Origin of the sequence: Endozoicomonas sp. ALB115, assembly GCF_049310245.1 — a bacterium.
Lineage (GTDB): Bacteria > Pseudomonadota > Gammaproteobacteria > Pseudomonadales > Endozoicomonadaceae > Endozoicomonas.
Genome location: NZ_JBLYZG010000049.1, coordinates 19,216 through 43,321 on the forward strand (window position 1 = coordinate 19,216; position 24,106 = coordinate 43,321).

The 24,106-nt window shown below is 50.0% G+C and carries 14 protein-coding genes and 1 pseudogene; 11 read left to right on the plus strand and 4 right to left on the minus strand.

All coding sequences use genetic code 11. The features are described from left to right. Window positions 1-356: 356 nt before the first annotated feature. The 4 genes from ACO6VE_RS18315 to ACO6VE_RS18330 all read left to right on the plus strand — a co-directional run bounded on the left by ACO6VE_RS18315 (window position 357) and on the right by ACO6VE_RS18330 (window position 6,326). The gene (locus ACO6VE_RS18315; RefSeq protein ID WP_422448596.1) at window positions 357-1,571 is read left to right on the plus strand and encodes a tryptophan--tRNA ligase; all 1,215 of its coding nucleotides are present in this window, start codon (window positions 357-359) and stop codon (window positions 1,569-1,571) included. 286 nt (window positions 1,572-1,857) lie between these two features. After that, entirely contained in the window at window positions 1,858-2,754 is an 897-nt protein-coding gene (locus ACO6VE_RS18320; RefSeq protein WP_422462757.1) for a segregation and condensation protein A, read from the plus strand. Further along, window positions 2,738-3,622: an SMC-Scp complex subunit ScpB gene (scpB, locus tag ACO6VE_RS18325; protein WP_422462759.1), complete on the plus strand. Its 885-nt coding sequence runs from the start codon at window positions 2,738-2,740 to the stop codon at window positions 3,620-3,622. The genes ACO6VE_RS18320 and scpB overlap by 17 nt, the downstream gene beginning before the upstream one ends. Window positions 3,623-3,941: 319 nt before the next feature. Beyond that, the gene (locus ACO6VE_RS18330) at window positions 3,942-6,326 is read left to right on the plus strand and encodes a hypothetical protein (RefSeq protein ID WP_422462761.1); all 2,385 of its coding nucleotides are present in this window, start codon (window positions 3,942-3,944) and stop codon (window positions 6,324-6,326) included. 157 nt (window positions 6,327-6,483) lie between these two features. On the opposite strand, the gene ACO6VE_RS18335 is transcribed toward ACO6VE_RS18330, so the two are convergent. Further along, on the minus strand, window positions 6,484-7,248 hold the full coding sequence (locus ACO6VE_RS18335) for a hypothetical protein (RefSeq protein ID WP_422462763.1): 765 nt from the start codon (window positions 7,246-7,248) through the stop codon (window positions 6,484-6,486). Between the two features lie 466 nt (window positions 7,249-7,714). Beyond that, entirely contained in the window at window positions 7,715-8,227 is a 513-nt protein-coding gene (locus tag ACO6VE_RS18340) for a hypothetical protein (protein WP_422448605.1), read from the minus strand. A gap of 799 nt (window positions 8,228-9,026) precedes the next feature. Here ACO6VE_RS18340 and ACO6VE_RS18345 point away from each other — a divergent pair. The 4 genes and pseudogenes from ACO6VE_RS18345 to ACO6VE_RS18360 all read left to right on the plus strand — a co-directional run bounded on the left by ACO6VE_RS18345 (window position 9,027) and on the right by ACO6VE_RS18360 (window position 13,332). Then, window positions 9,027-11,114 carry a M16 family metallopeptidase gene (locus ACO6VE_RS18345; protein WP_422462765.1) on the plus strand — a complete coding sequence of 696 codons (2,088 nt, stop codon included), beginning with the start codon at window positions 9,027-9,029 and terminating at the stop codon, window positions 11,112-11,114. A 36-nt stretch (window positions 11,115-11,150) separates the two neighbouring features. After that, the gene (locus tag ACO6VE_RS18350; protein ID WP_422448611.1) at window positions 11,151-11,516 is read left to right on the plus strand and encodes a hypothetical protein; all 366 of its coding nucleotides are present in this window, start codon (window positions 11,151-11,153) and stop codon (window positions 11,514-11,516) included. Window positions 11,517-11,658: 142 nt separating this feature from the next. Continuing rightward, window positions 11,659-12,535: pseudogene (locus ACO6VE_RS18355) on the plus strand (SbmA/BacA-like family transporter). A gap of 59 nt (window positions 12,536-12,594) precedes the next feature. Next, complete coding sequence (locus ACO6VE_RS18360) at window positions 12,595-13,332, plus strand: TonB family protein (RefSeq protein ID WP_422448613.1); 738 nt, start codon at window positions 12,595-12,597, stop codon at window positions 13,330-13,332. A 62-nt stretch (window positions 13,333-13,394) separates the two neighbouring features. Here the strand turns inward: ACO6VE_RS18360 and ACO6VE_RS18365 are convergent, their stop codons facing one another. Continuing rightward, window positions 13,395-16,772: a hypothetical protein gene (locus ACO6VE_RS18365; RefSeq protein ID WP_422462767.1), complete on the minus strand. Its 3,378-nt coding sequence runs from the start codon at window positions 16,770-16,772 to the stop codon at window positions 13,395-13,397. 268 nt (window positions 16,773-17,040) lie between these two features. Here ACO6VE_RS18365 and rluB point away from each other — a divergent pair, with 268 nt between their 5' ends. From rluB to ACO6VE_RS18380, 3 genes are all read left to right on the plus strand, one after another. Beyond that, the gene (gene rluB / locus ACO6VE_RS18370; RefSeq protein ID WP_422448617.1) at window positions 17,041-17,922 is read left to right on the plus strand and encodes a 23S rRNA pseudouridine(2605) synthase RluB; all 882 of its coding nucleotides are present in this window, start codon (window positions 17,041-17,043) and stop codon (window positions 17,920-17,922) included. A 590-nt stretch (window positions 17,923-18,512) separates the two neighbouring features. Then, window positions 18,513-20,534, plus strand: coding sequence for an NEL-type E3 ubiquitin ligase domain-containing protein (locus ACO6VE_RS18375; protein ID WP_422462769.1), 2,022 nt, complete (start codon window positions 18,513-18,515; stop codon window positions 20,532-20,534). 138 nt (window positions 20,535-20,672) lie between these two features. Beyond that, entirely contained in the window at window positions 20,673-21,569 is an 897-nt protein-coding gene (locus ACO6VE_RS18380) for a hypothetical protein (RefSeq protein WP_422448621.1), read from the plus strand. Between the two features lie 66 nt (window positions 21,570-21,635). On the opposite strand, the gene ACO6VE_RS18385 is transcribed toward ACO6VE_RS18380, so the two are convergent. Beyond that, window positions 21,636-23,597, minus strand: a complete 1,962-nt coding sequence (locus ACO6VE_RS18385) for a bifunctional 2',3'-cyclic-nucleotide 2'-phosphodiesterase/3'-nucleotidase (protein WP_422462771.1) — start codon at window positions 23,595-23,597, stop codon at window positions 21,636-21,638. Between the last annotated feature and the right edge of the window lie 509 nt (window positions 23,598-24,106).

The window sequence follows — 24,106 nt, forward strand, 5'->3', positions numbered from 1 at the left end:
GTTTCAAAGAGTTTGACGTGTACAATCTCCGTTCACCCTGAGCGGAGTCGAAGGGTGCTTGGCACGATCTATCAGAGTCCGGAGTTTCCGACCTTCGACAGGCTCAGGACGAACGGAGTGCGGAGGCTCAACAACCCGTCAAACTCACTGAAACCATGTACTATGAGACCGGGAAAAACGCTTTATCAATGCCTTGTTCAGGGGAACATCCAGTCTTTTGATACTGACCACAAGACCCATCCTATTATCGGCCACTAAAGCCGGTAATGCGCGGCAGGGAATACTGTCTCGCCCCTCTTTCCCCTGGATTAAAACTGTCGTACCCTGTCCTCTCAGGACTAATTTGGGAGAGCCCTTTGAGCGCTGTAGACCCTCAGTCGCGTGTTTTATCTGGCATGCGACCCACTGGCCGATTGCATCTTGGCCATTATCACGGTGTTTTAAAAAACTGGCTGGCACTGCAACACGAATACGACTGTTTTTTCTTTGTGGCAGACTGGCATGCATTGACCACTCACTATGAAGATACCCAGCACCTTCAGCAACACATGCTGGATATGGTCACTGACTGGCTCGCCGTTGGTGTGAACCCTGGCTCTTCCACCATTTTTATTCAGTCCCGGGTACCGGAGCATGCCGAACTTCACCTGCTGCTTTCCATGATGACACCGCTGTCATGGCTGGAACGGGTTCCAACGTACAAAGACCAGCAGGAAAAACTCAGAGAGAAAGACCTTTCTACCTATGGCTTTCTGGGGTATCCCCTCCTGCAAAGTGCTGACATTCTGGCCTATCGGGCAGGCAGCGTGCCTGTGGGTGCGGATCAGGAAGCCCATGTGGAGATTACCCGGGAAATTGCCCGCCGTTTTAACCATCTCTATGGCCGTGAACCCGGTTTTGAACAAAATGCCGAAATGGCCATCCGGAAAATGGGCAGAAAGCAGGGTGAAATATACCGGAAGCTTCGCAAAACCTATCTGGAAAAAGGCGATGAACAAGCCCTGGAAACAGCCAGGGCCCTGCTGAAAGAACAGAACAATATTACCCTGGGTGACCAGGAACGCCTCTTCGGTTATCTGGAAGGCACCGGCAAGGTTATTCTGCCAGAGCCTCAGGCATTGCTGACACCGCAAGCCAGAACGCCGGGGCTGGATGGACAGAAAATGTCCAAGTCCTACAACAACACCATCAGTCTCAGAGAAAGTGCGGACGAGGTGGACACCAAGATCCGGAAAATGCCCACGGACCCGGCCCGTATTCGCCGGAATGATCCGGGTGATCCCATAAAATGCCCAGTATGGCAATTTCACCGGCTCTATTCTGACCAGCAACGTCAGGACTGGGTACACAGTGGCTGTACCAGTGCCAGCATCGGTTGCCTCGACTGCAAAAAGCCGGTCATAGAAGCGATCCAGGCCGAGCTGGAACCGATACGGATTGAAGCCCTGGAACTGGAAAATAACCAGGATGTGGTCAAGAGCATTATTACCGAAGGGTGCGAGAAAGCCCGCGATGAAGCCCAGGACACCCTGAAGGAAGTCCGGGATGCCATGGGACTGCACTATCGCTAAGAGCCTGACCGAGAATTGGTATAGTTCCTCTCTGGACAGACACCACCTCTGGCAGGCATGATGGAACTGATCAGCAAATAAGCCATCTAACCTCCCAGGAGCCTGTCGGACTTAAGCGTCCGTAGCGAGGATTGCGAGAAATTGAGGATAAAAATTTCTGCTTCTGAGGAGAATAGCGGGGCTATTTGACGAAGAAGCAGGAATTTTTAGACCAATTTATCGCAACCGCAGTAGGACAGTCTTAAGTCCGACAGGCTCCCCCGGCCCAGCAAGAGGTGAACTGCCCATGACCACGACGGAAGCCGTGGCCGAACAACCAGCACAGACGTCAGCCCCATCGGAAGCAGAATCCGTTGCACCCGAAGCTCCTCATATAAGAGCGGAAAAATCGCTGGCGCTGGTTAAGGGTCAACCATTCACCAAGCTGCCTGACGATCTCTACATTCCACCGGATGCCCTGGAAGTCTTTCTGGAAGCCTTTGAAGGCCCGCTGGATCTTCTGCTCTACCTGATCAAACGGAACAACATGGATATCCTCGATATCCAGGTGGCCCAGATCACCCATCAGTACATGGAATACGTCAAGCTGATGGAAAGTTCCCAGTTTGAGCTGGCGGCAGAATATCTGGTGATGGCCGCAACACTGGCGGAAATCAAATCCCGAATGCTGTTGCCACGAACCGCAGAGGCTGAAGAGGAAGAAGACGACCCCCGTGCTGAGCTGGTCAGGCGACTGCAGGAGTATGAGCGCTTTAAGAAAGCGGCCGAAGACCTGGATGACCTGCCCAGAATGGGCCGGAATAACTGGCCAGCCAAAGTTCAGCCTCCTGAGTTTGAGCGGGTTCAGATACATCCGGATGTTGATCTTCAGGATATTCTGGTCGCCCTGAGCGAAGTCATGCGTCGGGCTGATATGTTTGAGCACCACCATGTAGCGGAAGAAGCACTGTCCGTTCGAGAGCGGATGAGCGAGGTGCTTGCCATGCTCTCCCCTGAACGCTTCACCCCCTTTGTGGCACTCTATCGGGTCAGCGAAGGCCGACTGGGCGTGGTGGTCACCTTTATGGCCATTATGGAACTGATTAAGGAATCCCTGATCGAGCTGGTACAAAGCGAACCCTTTGGACCGATTCATGTGAAGGCCCGGAATAACATGGAAAATATCAATGAGCGAAAAGCCTGATCTCTCACTGATTCTGGAAGCAGCGATCATGGCCAGCAGTCGTCCACTGACGATTGAACAGCTGGCGGCCCTCTTTCCGGAAGACAATCGCCCTGATGGCAATGAAATCCGTGAAGCCCTGGTCAAAGTATCTGACGCCTGCGAGAGCCGGGCCTTTGAACTGAAGCAAGTAGCGTCCGGCTTCCGCTTCCAGGTTCGTCAGGCCATGGCTCCCTGGATTGGCGGCCTGTGGGACGAAAAACCTCAGCGCTATACCCGTGCCCTTCTGGAAACCCTGGCCCTGATCGCCTATCGCCAGCCCATTACCCGGGGAGAAATTGAAGATATTCGTGGCGTCAGTGTCAGCAGTAATATCATACGCACCCTGCAGGAGCGGGAGTGGGTTCGCGTTGTCGGCCACCGGGATGTGCCCGGCAGACCCGCCATGTTTGCCACCACCCGGCAATTCCTGGATTACTTCAACCTGCAGAACCTGAATGAACTGCCGCCGCTGTCGGAAATCCGGGACCTGGAAGAAATCGCCAAGGCTCTGGAAATCCCGGAAGAGATTGCCGAGGCACTGGCGGCTGCAGGCGGTACGTTAGAACAGCCGGAGCTGGCAGACCAGGAGATCATCAAAGAGCGTTCGGCCCAGGAGCTGTTCGATGAACTGGACGCCATGGAAGCCGAATTACCCACTGGCTTTAATGACTTGATCAAAAAGCAGAAAATACCGGCCCTGCAACTGGAAGAGGAAAAAGAGCAACACAGTGCTGAACCAACTGAAGATGAATTAGCCACCTCTTCAGAAAGCCAGACTGCTAATGAGCAGTCATCTGAAGAATCACTTTCTTCCCAGTCTGAAGAGCCAGATGAAACCTTTTATTAATCAAATATTAATCAAAGGCACTCTGAAAGTATTCTTACAGGGTGTCTTCTGGAACAGAGCCCCCTGCCCAGCCCCAAATACCAGTAAAAATAAGCATCCAAGCATAAAAAAAAGCGTATGTGATTCAAACTATTCTTACTAATGCCATACAACTGGCTACCATTAGCCCTCACCATTAACGCGTTTACAAATATAGGAAAAAATAGAAATTGCGTTTCAGAATAGTTAAATACCACATAACCATTTTCCCTTTTAATATTGGCCATATAAGACAATGGATTGATATCAACATAATCAACTTTGTTATGAGGTATTGATTTTGATACGGCAACCAGACTCAAACCCGGCAGGCATTTTCATCGACCCACAACCTGTAACAACCCAGCCTACAGAACCGCAGGGGCAATGGAGAGGGTTGGAGGTAATTCGATTGCAAGCCCGTGAGTTAATTCGGTCATTTAATCCCTTCTATGATCCACCCAATTCCCAACCGCCACCGGATGTTGCAGACTCTGCTGCTGCTATTGACTTTCAGGGCCGTGATGGCAAGACCAGTCACTGCCTGCAGTTCACCGCACTGGCAGGACGGGCGATAGCGGCCTATGCCAACATGCCCCCGGAAATCAATAATGCGCTGAGCTATCTTGCCACCCTCGCGGTTGCAGGACGGCTTGCCAATGATCAGCTTAACGCGTTCACTGCCCACGCCGATTTGGTACCCGAGCCTGGCACACACAGGGAAACACCGGACGAGACTCCGGCAAATGCTAAAAATAAAACCGGAAAAACTTCACTGAACCCACAACAACAGCCTGATAACTCCGCCACCTCAACGCTGCGTGCCAGCCAGTTGCCAAACACCTCCGTGGCACTGGGAGCTCTGGTCGGCCTTTCCGCTGTCGGCGCGTCATCAGCATCCACCCCTGACAATACCCCCTGGGTTGAAGTGGCGGACGCCGAGACACTGGGCAAGATTTGCCAGGATGCAGAATCATGCAGCAATAAATATCGGCTGACAAAGGATATCGACGGTAGCCAATTGCCTAGGCCCATTGGCAATGAAACCCTTCCATTTACTGGCAAGGTGGTCGGTGACTGTCGTACCATCTTCAAACTTCCGCACTGCCTGATAGGACACTTGTCCGGTGACGGCCTTATTGATGACCTGCGCTTTCGTAATGCCAATATTACATCAACAACTACGGCCGGGGTTGCGGCTTGTAAAATGTCAGGCGGTGCCACAATCAGTAATATCCGGGCTGAGCATGCTTACCTTGCTACCCTTGCTACCAATGAAGTTGTAGGCGCAGCTATTGGCGTGGGTAAGGTTAATGGAGGCAATGTTATCAACACAACAGCAATAAACTGCACGGTGGAAGCCTCCATTGGTGATGATATATCAGCAGCATTTGCCGGTATTGCCGTGGGCTGGTTAGACTCGGGAATTGTTACCAACACAAATGTGATGAACTGCACAGTGAAAACTTCCGATTATTCATTCGCCGGTATCGGTGCGGGATATCTGGAACAAGGCGCTGTTACCAACACGACAGCGGTGAACTGCAATTTGGCAACCTCTGGTAGTGAAGCTAACTCCGGTATTGGGGCGGGAGAGAATAAAGGAAGTGTTACCAACACGAAAGCGGTGAACTGTCATATTGAAACAAAGAATCGTTTTGCATATGCCGGAATCGGGGCGGGACTTAGTTATGGATCTGTTACCGACACGACTGCAGTAAACTGCACGGTGACAACCTCGGGCGGACAGGCAGATGCCGGTATTGGGGCGGGAAATAATGTAGGAGCTGTTACCGGCACGACAGCGCTGAACTGCAAAGTGACAACCTCGGGCGGACAGGCAGATGCCGGTATTGGGGCGGGAATTAGTTATGGAGCTGTTACCGACACGGCTGCAGTAAACTGCAATGTGACAACCTCTGGCGCACAGGCAGATGCCGGTATTGGGGCGGGAATTATTAACAAAGGAACTGTTACCGACACCAAGGCGTTTGACAGCATCATTAATAGTGATGGTAAAGCAAATATCACGGGAGGGGATAACCCGGTTATTTGTAATGTCAGAATTAATGGTAATAAACAAACAGACAGTTCCCGAGACTGTCGTTATGGTTTGGATAATGATTTCTGTGCAAATACAGACCCCAGCCTGGTAACACCGGATTGCCAGCCCGTTAAGTATGTTATTGATACATCATACTGTGCTAATGCCACACTGACGCCCCTAATCACAGAGACGCCGGTAACGGTACCGAGTACCAACATTTCCCTTCCCGGCCCGGCTTCTGCCACACTTACGCCCTTGATCACAGAGACGCCGGTAACGGTACCAAGTGCCAACATTTCCCTTCCCGGCCCGGCTTCTGCCACACTTACCACTTTAACTCCGACAGTGGCATCACTGGGTACAGGCGCTATCACCGGTATCGCCCTGGGTGCCGCGGTGTTTTTTGTGGCGGCCGGTGCTGTTGGTTTCTGCGCCTACCGTTACCGCCAAAGATCATCATCAGCTGATATTGGCCGTAACGAACCCATGCCAATGCACTCCAACAGCCAGCCACGGACTGGTAGACCGTTGGCTGCTCCTCCTCAGCTCAATTACGAGAACGATTTCGAACGGTTGTTGCCTGCCTGCCAGACAGGAGAACACAGCGATGAGGAGCAGCTACTCGAAGATAAACTGTAGAAAAGAACCTGAATGAACTGCCGCCGCTGTCGGAAATCCGGGACCTGGAAGAAGAGGAAGAACCGGGTACTGAACCTTCAGCAAGCCAGACTACTGATGAGCAATCCTCTGAAGAAGTACTTTCTTCCCAGTCTGAAGAGCCCGATAAAACCTTCCATTAATCAACGACACTCTGGAAGTATTCTTCCAGAGTGCCTGCTGGCCCCCCCCCCCCAACCTCACCCAGCTCCTGAAATACCGGTTGAAAATAAGCATCCAACTCATGGGCAAGGTGGTTCCAGTCTTTATTTTTATCGCCATCAAGAAGGTAAGTGAAATCTGGTAATTCTTCGCCATCAAAAAACTCATCTGGAAATTGTGAGTCTAATATATTTTCCTGGTAAAATGAGAAGGAAAGTATTGGCTGATGGACGTCTTTGCTCATATCTGTGCAAAGACGATGACTGTGGCGTAGCATCGTTACATCACACCCTCTCAGATAACTGTCAATTTTATCAAGCCCTTTGCCAAGATCAGACATAACACCTGTATTAATAATACCGTTGATTAGATCATCGAACTTTATTGGAACCATTCCCCGGGTAGTGAGATCGGGTATGTAAGTGTCGAAGGAGTTAACTTTACATTTTTCAAGTAATCTGCAATTCGTTTTCTGCCACGACTCGAGTCTACAGGCAATGGTATGCAATTCTTCCAGTCTGGCTGTTGTGAAATAGTCAGCGATCGTTTCACCAAGTTCTTTCCTGACACTTTCAACGGCCTTATCGCTAGCGCCCTTCCCCGCAGAAGATATTGACGCCAGTTCATTCAAGCTGGATGTCAGAGACTCCTCCAGAATCAGCTCACCGCCACGATAAGCGCAGCCCCCTGCAGCACCTTCAGTGGAATCCGCGTCCTTTACCAGAAGAAGGCTCTTTAACATTTGCTCCAACTCCATGAAGCAATCGGGTTCTGAACCAGGACCTGAACTTAGGGAGGATAAGGGTGAAGCATCATCATCAGAACTCTCATCATCTGAGCCAACCGTAAATTTCACAACCGATGGATTATCAGTTCCACCCAATGCTGGATTCATATAATTATGGGCAGGCAAAACAGCACTTGCAGCCCGAGCACCAACGGCCGTACTGTGCTGAAGATCTTCAGTGGCACGACTCCGAAAAATACCGCCCGCATGTTGAGCATTCGCTGGCAAGGCAGAATCATTCTGGTCATAGCTGTTGCTTTGTGATCCGTTTACAAAGTTTGCCAATCCGGCATTTAGACTTGGCGGAATCATCATTAAACCTTCTAACGATAGATATTTATTCCCCATAGACAACTTGCGTTCTCAATAGGTTCAGTCATTGGAATAATATTTTGATGAGTCAAATCAGGACCTGTGACCATTACAGTGTGTAACTCAGCCCAACCCAATAAGCGCGTCCCATCTGATAACGCTTGCCTGCTGTGGTGTCCGTGTGCGGCAGTTTATTAAACAGGTTAGTAACACGCAGATCCAGCGTCGCCTTGGAATCAGGCGCGTCCCAGAACAAATATTTGGTATTCAGGTCAATTTCATAGTGAACGCTTTTGCCATCATCACCAATGATTTTATCGCTGCGGGAGAATTGATCCCGATTTTTTCTCAGTACGGTTTTCAATCGAACATTACCATCCATGGGAGTTGGAATAGTCAATGCGGCAGTCAACTCATCACTGAACGGTGTATCCAGATCAGACTCCCGATAATCTGTCGGCGAAGTAATGCGATAAACCTCCCAGTCCCCCAGCTCGCCAGTAGCCGTATTGTAGTTACGGCGATAAATCGTGCGATCAGGCTCTTGTGACTTGATAGCGTAACCCACCATGCTTTTAGCGTAATATCGGTTAGCACCTAACGTCAGGAATGTGTCGTCCATAAACTCCCACGCAGCCGTGAGTCTTGGGGCGAGATTATGATTATCAAGAAAATCATCGTGGGAGTAGCGAAGGCCAGCCCTGATATTCCAGGCACCAAGCGCCTGAGAGTACTCACTCCACAGCGCCTGACTATTGATCCGCCCCGGGCATCATGGGCGGCATAGTTTATGTATTGTCTCGCAGCGTTGTCGGCTTTACAGGATGGGTCACCAGCGGGGCAATTCCAGTCCACGCCATTGACAGGACTTTTTTGCAAACCGAAGGAGTTGTAATCGGCAGAGCGGTTTTTTTGAGCCTCGATTGTTTTTAATTCAGCTCCATAATTAACATCGCCAGAAAATAACGGAGAGCTTGCCTTAAAATTCCAGGTGTAATCCGTTTGTGTCTGTTCAAGGTCACCAACGCCGCCTTCATAACAGTTCGTTGCATCACACCAGTCAACCGTAGAACCGGACCAGCGATACTGATAATTGGGCGAGTTTCTGCTGGCATCACTATGCTGCACCGAAATCTTTGACTCCCAACGGGTTTCACCACTGAACCCGTTTACGGACAGGTAACTCTGCAAGCCGGAAGAATCATTATCATTTGCAACTAACCCGGAACCATAATCCTTCTAACACTGGTGCAGTTGCTAACATGCGGAATTTTTGGTGTTTTATTCGAAGAAAAATACATACAACAATAATTGTTTGTGTTGCTTCAGCCTTCATAACTTCATTCGCCCAGGCGACTGAAACACCAAAGTGGGATGACCAGCTAATCGTACAAACGCTGAACAACGGCTTTCGATATGTTGTGCACGACAGTAATCAGGAAAGCGCCCCCTTCAACCTCCGCCTGATTGTCAATGTGGGCTCGGTTGACGATGAACTAAAAGGTATGGCCCACATTATTGAGCATATGGTTTTTCGCACAAATTCCGGCCTTGGGAGTTCCGTTCATCAATATCATATTGCCTTTAATGCCGCCATGCAGGAACAGGATTGGGCTGTTGAAAAAAAAGTCATTATCGAGGAGATGAGGCTGGGTACCGGTGTGGCTGAGCGCATTAATAACGAAAAAAAAGCCATCGTTCGCAATAACTCCCGATACGTACAACGACCCACCATTGGTTTGGCAGAAGATGTGCAAAAAGTAGCGGTGCAGGATATCAAAGATTTTTACACCAGGTTTTACGTTCCTGCCAACATGACCCTGGTCGTCTCTGGCAATATTGATGAAAAAACACTCCAAAAAGCCATAGCCGATACCTTTGGGAAACAACCGTTCAAAGCCAAGCCTGAGAGGGATTATCTGGAACTGCCCCTGCAAAAGCAGCGCTTTATCGGCAAAGTTCAGGATCCTCAGGGTGTGACCTCAATGGTGTCCATGGGTTTTCGTAGCCCGCTGCAACCCTATGACAGAATGGCCGGGCTATACCAGCGCTTACAAAATTACTTTCTCAGAAAGCTGGCGGTCAGTCAGGTGCGTTCGCAATTGGATGCCCACGCTGATCAGGGTATCGAGTCGCTTTCAATGACGTTCAAAGAGTCGACCAATGAACGGCTGGTAGTTGCCCTGGCAGCTCGTACCGCTAACCACGATCAAGGGATGGTTGCGGTGCTGACTGAAATTGAACGACTGAAGCAGAACGGACTACGCCGGACTGAACTGGAGAAACTGAAAGAGAAAGCGAAAAAGACGATTGCAAACAATGTTGAGGCTGCTTCCCTACGCAACTTTCAGCAATGGGAAGACAAAATAACAACGGCCATTATGCAAGACGGTATGTTGGAAGATTATAACGTCCGGGCTAAACGTAACCTGCAGTGGATTGACGCCATGACGCTGGATGAATTAAACGCACGCTTGCGCACTCTGCTCAGTGCTGATGACCAGTTTGTCTATTATCAAGTTCCGGGAGCCATGGCGCGCAACCTGCCATCTCAACAACACATTGATCAATTACAAAGTAGCATTGCCAGTAAGCCATTGTCTTATGAAGTTTACAGTTCAAGTCGAATTGTCAGTGCGCCAGCCATAAAAGAAAAGACAACAATACACTGGCCAGAAGATAAACAGCACCACGGGACAGCAATCAAGCCTGAGGCCTGGGATAAAACGTCAGTTAAACGATGGACGCTGGACAATGGTGACTCGGTTGTCTGGCTGAACCGACCAACCGCTGATGGGAACCTGTATATAAAAATGCTTTCCAGTGCGGGCTATGAAAACCAGCAGTCGCCTGCCTGGTTAAGTCGGGTTGCGGCCCAGGTCTGGGAACAGGCTGATTTTTCTTTTGCTACCGCAACCCAGGTTTCTGCCTGGAAAGCCGAACAGGGAGTACAGTGGCAATGGTCACAAAAACAACAGCAGCTTGATCTGAGTGCACTCATTCAGCCGGAAAAACTGCCATCATTGATGGCGCTGTATGCGGCGCATCATAAACACTGGCGCATAACTGAGCGTGAGTTTAAGCAGTTGAACCGCCAAATTCTGGCAGAATCGGGCTCAATGGCAACGACAGCAGGTGCATCACTTGTGAATGTTGACGCATCAGGTTCCCTGCAACCCCATTCACTGACACAACCAATGCTGGAACAAAAGATTCAGGCATTGAGTGAGCAGCCTGTTACGTTATTTATTGTCGGTGAACTTGCCCAAGGTTCCATTACCGAATCCGTGATCCCCTATTTGGCAGGGCTGCCCCGGCAGAAGGCAACGGCTATAAGCAACGAGCGCCAGCCCGGTGGCCACCAAAAAATAGATCGCAAGATCCACAATGACAACAAGGCGACAGTGACAGTAAAAGGCATCAGCACAATGCCATGGAGTCCGGAAGCCAGTTTTCTGGTGTCAACGCTTAACCCGATTATCCAGAAGGCTCTGAAAAATGAATTATGACATAAGCTCGGTGGTGTCTACCGGCTGCAGTTTGAGATGCTGCTGGACCAGGGGGGCCTGGTAACCACTCGCCTGCACTTTGTCACTGCACCGGAAAGGGTTGATGAGCTGCTTAACGCCGCTAACCGGGTTCTGGCTAATCTGAACACACCATTAGACAACGAGAACTTTGCCCGAATTCGTGAGGACATCGCCTTTGCCGAAAGTCTTCGACTAAAAGACAACAACACCTGGCTAAGGAGGCTGGCACTCAGTTTTGCCCGGTACGATTCACCAGAGTATCTCGAAAGCATGTCTGAGCTGCACCAGCAGGTGAACCATACGGCCATGAAGTCTCTGACAAAACAGATTTTTCCACAAAGCAACCAGATCGTGACAGTGGATTTACCCAGGCAATCCTGATTCAACAATGCAGCCGGTTTTTTAGCAGTTGTTATAAATATTTCACAGAAGTAGATGGACTATGTTTAAAAGTTTTTTTCTTGATGCCCGTTGGCGCCTCTGGTCCTGGGCGGGCACCCTGTTGATCTTCGCCGCCTCCTGGATGAAGGCAGAGATTGATGTGGATATCAACAGCTGGTTCGGTGACTTTTATAACGCGATTCAGAGTGCTCTCTCCAATCCGGGATCAGTTACTGAAAAGGAGTTGCTCAGCCATCTCTTGACCTTTGGCAAGATATCCGTGGTTTTTATCGCTATTGCTGTCTTTCTTGAGTTTTTCTTAAGGCATTATGTTTTTCGCTGGCGCATCGCAGCGAGTACAGGAAGACACCATGCGCTTTGCAAAAATTGTTGAAGGGCTTGGTGTTTCTCTGCTGCGTTCAATTTTTACCCTTGCCATGTTCCAACCGCTGTTGTGGGAGTTGAGCAAGAAGGTTAATCAGGTGCCGTTTATTGGCCAGGTAGACCATGTTCTCATTTACGTAGCTATTTTGACGTCCATCGTTGGCACCGTGCTTCTGGCTGTCGTTGGGGTTAAGCTGCCAGGTCTTGAGTTTAACAACCAGAAAGCCGAAGCCGCTCTGCGCAAAGAGCTGGTTTTGGGTGAAGATGACGAAACCCGGGCTCAGCCCAAGTCCGTCAAAGAGTTATTTCTCCACGTCCGGGCAAACTATGTTGCGATCTATCAGCACTACCTGTACTTCGACCTGACCAAGTGGTCGTATTTACAATTGTCGTCCATTGTCCCCTATGTGGTCATGGTGCCAACCATTGTTGGCGGGGTCATCACTCTCGGCGTGATGCAACAGATTCTGCGGGCATTTAACCGCGTTGAAGGCTCTTTGCACTTTTTGATTAACAGCTGGTCCACCATCGTTGAGCTGATGTCGGTGTATAAACGACTAAAGTCGTTTGAAGATCAGATTAACGAAGCTTGCGCAACCAGCAATGTCGGTAAGCTCTCGACTAACACTATTTAATGGGAGCTTTGCGGCAGATGGGTGCAGATTGGTCATCAAGGTTTCCGATATATCTTGGGATGTCTTTATTCATTCATTTTGGCATGGCTTTGGCGATGCCAGAAGATAGTGCCGAGATCCCGGTGGCCAGGCCATCGAACAGCAACGTTATCAGCATTGGCATTCAGACAGCAATGGCAGGCACGTTTAATTCACAGCCAGTGAGTGAGTCGTTACCCAAGTTGAACTCCGAAACGGTAAAGGTCGAAGAGGTTGCACCGGAGCAGGTAAAACAACAGCCGCCCCAAACCACTGGAAAACCAATATTACAGCCACAGAAGAAGCCTGACATAAAGCAACAGCCTGAAAAAAAACCTGAGGCTTTGCCAAAGCCTCCTGAACTCGAACAACAGCCGACGCCTCAACAAGCCCGGCCTGCAATGAAGGCGGGTCATCAAGGTGTCAGTGGTTCCAGTGAAGCGCCATTAAAGCAGACAGAAACCAGGCAGAAAACCACAGAAGGCGGTGCTCGTGAAGCTGCGTTCGATAGCTATGTACTGGAACACTTGCTCGCCAGAAAGAAAAATCCCAGGCTGTTAAAGCGTCGACGCCTCAAGGCAGACGTGATGGTGGAGTTTGTAATCGATCGCCACGGGGCGCTGTTGCAGAGCAGCATTACCAAACCGTCGCGCATAAGAGAGTTTGATCGCGCCGCTATAAAATTGATAAAAACTGCCAGTCCTTTTCCACGGGCTCCTGAATATGTCGGGTGGGACCAACGCCGCTATGAAATCGTGCTCAACTATGAGGTTCGTTAGGGTCACAGGTTGCTGTCGCTCAATACACCGATGCAACCAGAGTTCATCGAGTTGGGTTTTCCTTATTCAGGGTGCATCAGCGCAAGCAGTGTTTTGACAAATTCCTTTTTCTTGCATTGGTAATCATTAACTGGCTGAAAGGCCGATAGCCAGCCATTCACTCTGTGCTCAAAACCCTTACGCCACAGATGGCTGAGCAATTTCATGTGAAGATTCTGAGTCAATGCATAAAGGCGTCGGCGCTCTTGCCCCTGGTTTGTCCGGTCGTCCGGGTTTCCGGGGTCTCCTTGAGCGTGCAGTGCAATAAACTGCCGGGCTTTATTCAGGGTAAGCAAAGAGCGTATCAGCAAACCATAAATACGGTCACTGGTGTTTTGGGGGGTGTTAAAAAGAATGGTTCGGGGCAAGGCAAATGCCGCTCCTTTTTGCAACTGCTCAGTGAGCGGATCGAGGTTATCGGTGAGAAATTTCAGCGTATCGTTCAACAACCTGGTTTCTTCAGCAAACGACAAACACCACACCAACTTCTCTACGCCGGGAACTTGAACGGCCAGTCGTGCCGCGTTTTGATGACCTACTCTGTCGTCCACGCTGACCTGCAGCCCCATTGCCCTGGCACCCAGATCACCGTCTGTCAGATTGATATTGAAAGCTTTTGGCAGTTTAATCGCCGGACATCCCGGGACTGGCCCGATGATGACACTTTGGGGGATTTCTGAATCCCTGTCGACATTCAATGTCCGCAGCTCTCCAAACAGGACTCTGGCAGGCTCTTCTGCCGTGCAAATAAGGTCTATGTCGTTGTATGATGAGCAGCGGTTTTGTAAGTAACGGGCATAGGAACCGGTAATCAGGATGGGGGGACAGGGATAAGCGTCATTGATTACCTGAATAATCTCCAGTGTTCTGAGCGTTAGCGAATTTAACTGCGGAACCTGATGATCCAAAAAAACCGCTCTGCCTGTAGTGAACGTATTTTCTTCTGTTTCACACCAGTACTCACGGGGCGGGTAAGGGAATGGATGTTCCCTGCCGAAATTGGCCACGGATGCTTCAACCGCTCTTTCTCTTCGACCAGGGTATTCTAAAACCGGGATCGCGACAGGCAGTTGGCCTCTATAGCCATATCCGGCGTTATTGACACCGTTGGCGGAATATCTGTTTTCATGACCAAAGCCAGACCGGAAGTTATCTGTGGTCTGTCTATACGATTCAGGTCTGTACGATACCGGGCACTCTCTACGAACGGCAACAGCAGCGACATGCTGACTGGCAGAGGCTGCGTATCTGTACCGACTATCACTGGCGACAGCATTTTCCGGATTAAACAGAAACTTATCCCCTGTGCCTGTTTCGTAGAGGCACTGTTCAAGGTCGCGCCCTAAAGCATGGCGCAGTTTACTTCCTTCAGGAAAACCCTTAAGGCATTCCAACACCTGATGCCTTTGGATTCTTCGTCCATAAACAGGCTGTCCAGTGATATAACAGTGTTTCAGGAAAAAGAAATAGATGCGCGAATTCTGAAATGAGGGCCTCAGTGTCTGGATGGAATGCAATACCTGTTCTGCGGACAATCTCTGGTGATCAATGGTCAATCCATTCTGCATAGCCATGAAGATCAATCTACATCGCAATCGTTGTTGCTTATCTTTGATCAATATGCTGTCCAGAAGTTGCCAGGCCTTTTGGATGGCATCCTGAGCATCATTGCTTTCATCGTATCGCTGAGGTTGTTGCAACCTGTGCATCAGGTATTCAATCTGCCTTGCGGCATGATTTCCGGGGGCTTCATTATACGCTTCCAGTACTTTCAGGTTATCCAGATAGCTGCCATTCAATTCTCTGGCATTCAATGCCAACCGGGAATAAAAAATCGCTCTTTCGAGCAACCACCCCCCCCGTTCATAATCCTTAACCACGGCATCCGGTGTGACCTGTCGGCCATTCAAATGCAGCCCCCTCAGGCAACATTCTGCTTTGAAGCGCCCTAGCTCCAGAGTTGCCCTGGCTGCCTTATAATCCCTGACCACGGTATCCGGTGTGACCTGCTGGCCCTTAACCATCAGGTTCCTCAGGCAACATTCCGCTTTGAAACGTGCCAGCTCAAGCATTGCATTGGCTGACTGATAACCCTCAATCACCTCATCAGGGGTCACCTGTCGGCCATTCAACACCGTGCCCTTCAGGCAACACAGTTCCTTAAAGCGCGCTCTTCCCAGCTTGCCACCGGTATCATTATCCGGGAAACTCTTTAACACAGCATCCGGTCTGACCGGCTGGCCATTTAACGCCAGCCCCTTCAGCCAACACTCTTCCATAAAGTGTGCCAGCCCCAGTACTGATTTATTGGCCCGGTAACCGTTAACCACCGTATCCGGTGAAACCTGCTGGCCATTCAACGGCAGCCCTCTCAGGCAACATTCCTCTTTGAAGTGCGCCACTCCCCGTTTGCCTTCCGGACTACCCGGGTAATCCTCCACCACCTCTTCCGGCGTGACCCGTCGGCCATGCAACAGCAGGTCCCTGAGGCAACATTCGGCTTTGAAGCGCGCCAGTTCCAATCTTGCCCCGACTGCCTGATAGCCCATAACCACTTCCTCCGATGTGATCTGTCGGCCATTCAATGGCAGGCGTTTCAGGCAACATTCCGCTTTGAAGCGCGCGATCCCCAGCCGACCTTTCGGATTATCCGGGAAATCCTTCACCACCGCATCCGGTGAGACCGGCTCGCCATTCAACGCCATCCCTCTCATGCAACACTCCTCTTTGAAGCGCGCTATACCCAGTTTGCCTTCCGGGCTATCCGGGAACTCCTTCACTACCGCATCCGGTCTGACCGGGCGACCATTTAACATCAGGCCCTTCAGGCAGCATTCCGACTTAAAGCGCGCTATCCCCAGTTTGCCTTGCGGACTATCCGGAAAATCGTTAACCACCTCAGCCGTTGTGACCGGCTGGCCAGCCAACAGCAGTCCCTTCAGGCAGCATTCCGACTTAAAGCGTGCCAGCTCCAGTGTTGCTTTAAGGTCCTGATAACCCTTAACTACCTCATCTGGTGTGACCGGCTGGCCATTTAACGCCAGGCCATTCAGGCAGCATTCCGACTTAAAGCGCGCTATCGCTAATAGGTACTTATTGTTTTGATCTGGTTTCCGGTTGAATTCCTGAATCACCTGTTCCGGAGTCACTCTTTTATTGTCATAAAGAATGTTCTGCAGGCAAAGTTTGAGCAGGAAGAAGCCACTTCTAAGAGACGATCTATCAGTTCCGTAGGCTGCAAGCACACTGGCCGGGGTGATTCGATGTCCATATAATGTTTTTCTCCCCCAGAAGTCATCCTCAGTAAACTTGCCGTAATCCGGGGGGGCAGCGGCCATTCTATAAGGCTGATAGTTTGCGACCCTTTTACCGTTAAATGTATGTCCGGGGTGTTCTGGCATCCCGCTGAAACCGGCTCTCTGGTCAACCCAGAGAGCAGACTGTGCATGGTAGTAGGCTGGTAAAATTGTTTTCAGAATAAAACCCTGCTAGCTGAGGCTATAAACACCGCCGTTTGACCACAAAATGATTATCAGGTTCCATTCCTCTTCTTTATTTCACCTGTTTACTCTATTTCACTGCGGCTCAACCGGATTGTTTGTACCCGAACCTCCCGTTATACTGCGTTCCCTCTTGTTAAATTCCGGGCGGAGACCCCGCCGATATCCCATGACCACAGAAACTACACTCCCTCCGCAGGGCGAAAAACTGCAAAAGATCCTGGCGGGCGCTGGCCTTGGCTCACGCCGTGAGATGGAGCGCTGGATCACTGAAGGACGCATCAGCGTCAACGGTGTCAAAGCCAGCCTTGGCGACCGTGCAGCCCTGGCCGACGTTATTGCCGTGGACGGCCGGGTTATTAAGCTGGACGCTTACGCCTCTGGTATTCGCCGTGTCATCGCTTATAACAAACCGGAAGGCGAAATCTGCAGCCGTTCTGACAAAGAAGGCCGTCCAACGGTCTTTGATAAACTCCCTAAACTGAAGGGCGAGCGCTGGATCTCCATCGGCCGTCTGGACCTCAATACCTCCGGTCTGCTGCTGTTTACCAACGATGGCGAACTGGCCAGCCGCCTGATGCACCCCTCTCATTCCATTGAGCGGGAGTACGCCGTGCGGGTCATGGGTGATATTACCCAGCAGAAAGTGAAAAACCTGTTTGAAGGTGTCGAGCTGGAAGACGGCATGGCTCGTTTTACCGATATTGTGGACTCCGGCGGTACTGGCATTAACCACTGGTTTCACGTCTGTATTCTTGAAGGGCGTAACCGTGAAGTCCGCCGTCTCTGGGAATCCCAGGATCTGAAAGTCAGCCGTTTGAAGCGGGTCCGTTTTGGCAGCATGATCATTCCTGATCACCTGCGTCAGGGGCAGTTCCAGGAGTTGGAAAAACAGGATATCGACGCGCTTGCCGCACTGGTGGACCTGTCACCCGCACCCGCCTTCCATAAAAAGCCGCAGGATCGGCTGAAAAAGAACGAAGTGCAGGCCAGGAAAGTCAAAGGCAGTACCAAACGTTTCAGTCCTCATCCGAAAAAGCGCTCCCGCTAGGAGGCTGTCCGAGAATAGCGCCCGTAGCGAGGATGGCAGAAAATTGAGGATAAAAAGTCGGAAATTTTTAGTGAATAGTGGTTCTATTTGCTAAAAATTTCCGACTTTTTAGACCAATTTGCTGCCACCGCAGTAGGGTAGTCTATTCTCGGACAGGCTCCTAGGGAAATCTTCATAATGGCAACATCCACCCGGCCCTCTCCCTGCGCTTGATGAGGGGGCTGGCGGTTGGCTTCTCATACCCACCTGGCACCGCCTGTCCGTATCATTTTTGCAGTAAGGGTGAATCCTACTGGTATGCCCGTGCTTCAACCAGCAAATGCCCCTGAAAGCCATACAAGTGCTTTTTCCTGGCAGCGCAGTAACCATAGTCTGCTTCTCCATTGAAGACTCTACTCTTGGGAGCCCTTGTACGAACAACTACGTCGATGGTGATAACTTCACTATCTGAGAGCCTGGCATAATATTTTGCTAAAAGGACAACGGCCGGTAGACAAAAGTTTTCAAGTCCTTGGGCAGCGGCAAGAAAAAGTGAACTTCATCAATCAGTTGTGATCCTTATACATTACTCACAGCCATAAAATGATGATATGAACGTAACATCACCGGGCAATCTCCCTGCACACAATATTGGTACGAGTGTAAATGAAACGACGCAATGTCCGGGTACTGACGCTAACGGCCCAGTGCCAGAAAATCTTATACGCCGCGATTCATTGTCCATTGATGCACTGTTCCCACATAACGTTAAACTTTTATCGAAATTCTCAGTCATTAAAGTCCGGGAGACCGACCCGGCCGAAATGATCCGGTTGATGAAGAAGGGTAATGTTTCCGATAACCTCTGCTATAAAATTAATGGCGACCTGTTTCCCACTCTCAGCCGGTCCCAGCGCAGCAGGATTCAGGCTGTTCCGAAACACCTGTACGTGCTCTTCAGTGTTGATTTTGAGGATTTCAGCCAACTGCCTGAGTTACCGCAAAACTTCTTCGTGGGGCGGACCCTCTTCCTTAAGGCTTGCTCCAGCCTCAGGGCTCTGCCTGAAAACCTTACCGTAGGACTGAGTGCTGAGCTTAACGAATGCCATAGCCTGGAAACTTTACCGACAAATTTCTTTGTGGGGGAGAACCTTCTGCTCAACGGTTGCACCGGACTTAAATATTTGCCCGATGACCTGATTGTCAGGCGCAGCCTGTTTCTTAACGATTGTTACAATCTGCAAAAACTGCCGGAAAATCTCTCGGTACTGGCGACCCTTAGCCTTATTAACTGCACCAGTCTCCGGGAACTGCCCAATGGTATGAACATACCGGAAAATCTATACCTTAAGGGTTGTACCAATCTGGAGTGGCTGCCACAAACCCTCAAGGTAGGCCGAAACCTTATCCTTGAAGGTTGCACTGAACTGAGAATAGCGTCAGATACTCGACTGGAAATAGGTGGCGACCTCATCCTGAAAGATTGCACCAACCTGAGTGAACTGCCTGCCAGGATCAAGCTCGGTGGCGATCTTGATCTCTCTGGCTGCGTTAGCCTGACCGCCCTGCCTCACTGGATTACAGAACTGGGCTGGAGGACGGACGGTCAGGAATTGCGTCTACGCAAGGTTTATCTGGAAAATACCGGGTTGTCGGCAGCGCAAATCGCCCGCCTTCAACATGAACAACCAGAAGGCATGCAATTTTATGTATCTGACCCGGAGGGGGTGCCAGAGCACACATTTGATACGTTTGAAGAGGCTTTTATATTTTGGGAGAATCTTGCACAGTCTGGCACATCCCCCCCAACACTGGATTTGCGGCCTGATCAGATGCAAAGCCTGATTTATTATCTGCAACGCCTGACCGGTACTGCGGATTACCAGAACCTCATAACACGACCAATTCTGGCCCAGCGGGTGTTAGGGGTCATATCGCTGCTCAGCAGTAATCAAGAGATTCAGGAAAACGCCCTGATGCGCATACACCATGCCACCAGCACTTGTGACGACCGGGTTATTCTGGCTCTGGATGACCTGGAAACACTGGAGCTGACCAGATCAGCAGAAACCATGGCTATGCAGCAGCACAGCGACCCCGAAGAATTGCGCGCCCTGGGTCGGCAAATGATGATTCTGGATGCGGTGAAAGAGATTGCCAGACGTCATATAAACACCATGAATTTCGTCAGTCCGATTGAAGTAGAGCTGGCTTATCAGATTGGTTTGCGCAAGCGCTTTAACCTGCCGGGCGCAACTCGGGACATGCTGTTCAGAGCCTGTAGCCGGGTTTACCCGTGGCATATTAACCAGGCCGCCATGGATATCGAACGACACTGTACTGAAGATGCCCTGGAAGACTTCCTGAGAACATGGGGACCCTGGCAAAAATACCTGCGCAACCTGGCCATTCCAGCTTTTGAGCAGCTCCAGCCCAGAATGGTTGCGCGGATCAGGGAATGTCCGTTCTGCCTGGACAAAACAGACCACATGGTTGTCTTTGATAACGATCACTATGATTACCACAGCCTGCGCCGGGCTTTCCTGGAAAACAGCAAGGATCCATTTTTCAAAAAGCCGCTGGACTGGTCAATTGTCTACCGGCTGACGGAAAAATCACGGGATGCCAGTTAGAACCACGTTCCTGAATATCTGATCAGCCTTTGATAACAGGTTTCACTGAAATATTGAATGTTTTGTGTTAGGAAGGAACTTTTATAAGAAAGAGTAGTCTTAAGCTGTAATTCAACAATTCAACAATCCAGTAATTCAATGGATTTCTTTAGTAGCTTACCTTTATCCGATCTTGCTTTTGACGAACTTTGTTCCGACTCATTAGATTTAATAGAACAAACATATCGATTTGATGCCAGCGAACAATCCCCGACATATCAAGGAATGTCTGTACAGACGCTGGATACTTCTTTTCCTGTTTACCATAACCATTCAGATATAGCCAAAAATAACGCTGATCCTGTTAATTCATTGATTAAACATAACATTAAACCTCTAACACTTTTAGAGACAGCAGACTGTTTTTGCACTGGTATTCCTGAAATACCACAATCAGTTCTTGATGAATATGTACCCTGGAAACCTGATAAACCCGATGAACCATCATCAAGACCAAAAATTCCTCTTATTCAGCAGATATGCTTATCAGGGAGTGATCCTGAAATTAGGGAGCCAACACCAGCGAGCCATTCGAATCCAGATTATCCATTAACTAATCTTCCTGACTTACTCTCTAAACCACAATATTTACGATCATATACTGTAGTTAGCCCGCTAAACCTGAACCAAACTACAAGTGATAACCAAACGACCCAGGCAACAGAAATTGTTGATGATCACTCTTCAATGATTGAGCGCCAAAGGCAGAGCAAAAGGGAGCGCCATAGGGAGAGCATGAGAAAGCTTCGCAAAGATCCCGCTTACGCCGAGCGCGAAAGGGAGCGCAACAGGGAGCACCAAAGGAAGCGCTACCAGAATGATCCTGATTTCGCCGAGCGCAAAAGGACAAGCCAAAGGGCGCGCCAAAAAGAGCGCTACCAGAATGATCCCGATTTCGCCAGGCCCGTCAGGAAACGCAGCGCTGAGTACAATGAGTACAAAAGGAAGCTTGGCAAAGATACAGCTGTTCAAAATGGCTGCGAAGTTCATGTTTAGAAGGTGGAATTGCTATTACGTTATTGAGCGAAAACACGCCCGGCAGGGCCGGGAGTGCGGGGAGTGTCACTTGCTCAGATCAATCTGGTACACCGCAAAACCTGTTTCATCCTGCCCCTGCTTTTGCAAGGGATAAGCTGCCCGTTTTGCAATGAAACTTTCTGCGCTTTTGGAGTTACCGGTTTCAAAGGTAATGTTCAGTTTTTTGTCTGACCTGATGGGTGCCAGACGCCAGTTGTTGTCAGCACCTGGTATCACCTGACCGTTCTTTTTGGTCTGAGCCGTAATATACGCAGAAAGAACCGTACGGTTTTCATCAGGAGAAGCAAACGCGACAAACTTATCCCCCGTTCCGGCAAAGTTACCACCGCCATAAGCGCGATAGTTATTGGTAGCAATAATAAATGCCTGGTCCGCTTTCACCGGCTTACCCTGGTAAGTCAGGTTGATGATACGGTGAGAGTCGTTTACCTGAATACCGTTTGCATCAAAACGGGCGGGCTGGGTCACATCAATCTGATAATCAACCCCATCCATCACGTCAAAGTTGTAGGTCTGGAAACCATCCCAGTTCAGCAGCGGTTGTGGCTCGGTACTTTCAGGATTGATCTGATTGAACTGACCTGCGGAGCGCTCCAGCCAGTTTTTCACCTCTTTTCCGGTGACTTTCAGAGCAACCAGTGTATTGGGATAGAGGTACAGGTCGGCAGCATTACGGAAGGTCAGGGTGCCTGCTTCCACCTCGGTGTAGCCAGCCGGATCATTTTTACGACCACCGGCTTTGAAAGGGGCAGCAGCGGAGATAACAGGAATACCTTCCAGATCAGGATCGCCCTGGATAAAGCGCTCAACGTAATCTATCTGCGCATTGTTCACGATCTGCACGGTGGGGTCGTCCTGCACCAGTGCCAGATAGCTGTACATCTGATCAGAAGCCTTGCCAATAGGCTGGTTAACAAATTCCAGGGTGCCCAGGTGCTCTTTTTTGATGATGTTAACTATGTCCCTGTAAGACTTAGCCTTGGAGGTATTGGTCCTGGTATTAAAAATAGCGCGTGTGGTTGCCCTGGCATCAACCACTTCCCATTTGCCACTGCGGTTGTCCAGTTTCAAATCAACCAGCCCCAGATGGCTGCCCCAGCGACCTGGCATAACCGCGGGTACGCCGTTGATCGTCCCTTTTTCCACATCTACGCCGGGGATCTCAGCATAAGCCTCTGCCGGAAAAACGGCGTGGGAGTGGCCAAACATGAGGGCATCAATGCCTTCTACCTGAGAAAGGTAGTAGGTGGAGTTTTCCGCCATGGCTTTGTAGGGCTCGCTGCTCATGCCGGAGTGTGGAATGGCAATGATAATATCAGCACCTTCGGCTTTCATTTGTGGAACGAACTTTTTTGCAGACTCAACAATGTCGAAAGCGACCACTTTTCCTTCGAGATGTTTACGGTCCCACTGCATGATCTGTGGTGGTACAAAACCGATGTAGCCAACCTTAACGGTCTGCAGCTTGCCATCGGAATCCTTAAACTGCTGGCTCTTGATGAGATAAGGCTGGTAGAGGTTTTTGCCGGTTTTGGCATCCACCACGTTAGCGCTTATATAGGGGAAGCGGGCATCATTAATGGCTTCATTCAGAAAGTCCAGACCGTAATTGAACTCGTGGTTACCAATATTGCCTACGTCATAGTCGAGCAGGTTCATGGCTTTGTAGACCGGGTGCATATCCCCTTGCTCAAGGCCTTTGTCGGCCATGTAATCGCCCATTGGCGAGCCCTGCAACAGATCGCCATTGTCTACCAGAACACTGTTTTCAACTTCGGCACGGGCCTGTTTGACCAGTGTTGCGACACGGGCAAGTCCAAACTGTTCGGTGGGCTTGCCCTTGTAATAATCAAAATCCATGACATTGGCGTGAAGGTCGGTTGTTTCAACAACCCGGAGGTCAATCGTAGCAGCGGAGGTCAGACCACTGACAGAAACCAGGGCAGCAAAGACAGTCATGGAAACAGGGGAACGTCGAAAGTACATGCAAAACCTTTCATTCAATGATTGCTGAGTAAGACGGTGAACTGTCGTATCACCAAATTACAAAAAACGTATAGTACAGCAGCTTTACTTTGAGTATCTATCAGGATTTGCAGGTTTTTCCCGATCAGAGGATGTTGCAGAAAGAGCCCTGGAATCAAACATTTCATCCAGCTTAAACCAGTTAGTAATTTGTACTTAGGAACTGTCATTTAATAACTTCGACATTTCAGTAAGCGCTGCCCGCTTCCCGCTGCCCGAAAAAGGCAGGCCCCTTGTACTTTTGCAGCCAGCAGCCAGCAGCCAGCAGCCAGCAGCCAGCAGCCAACGAGCTTAACAACCCTTCATTAAACCGCAGTCTAAACAAACTCCTCCACTTCGGTTTGCAGCCGCGCCGCTATTTCCGCCTGTCGTTGCCAGTCAGGTACTGCCTTGCCATTCAGTGACCCCAAACTGCCCAGCGCCACCTGGGTAATGATCTCTTCTTGCAGGTCACTATCCAGTGTGTGGTT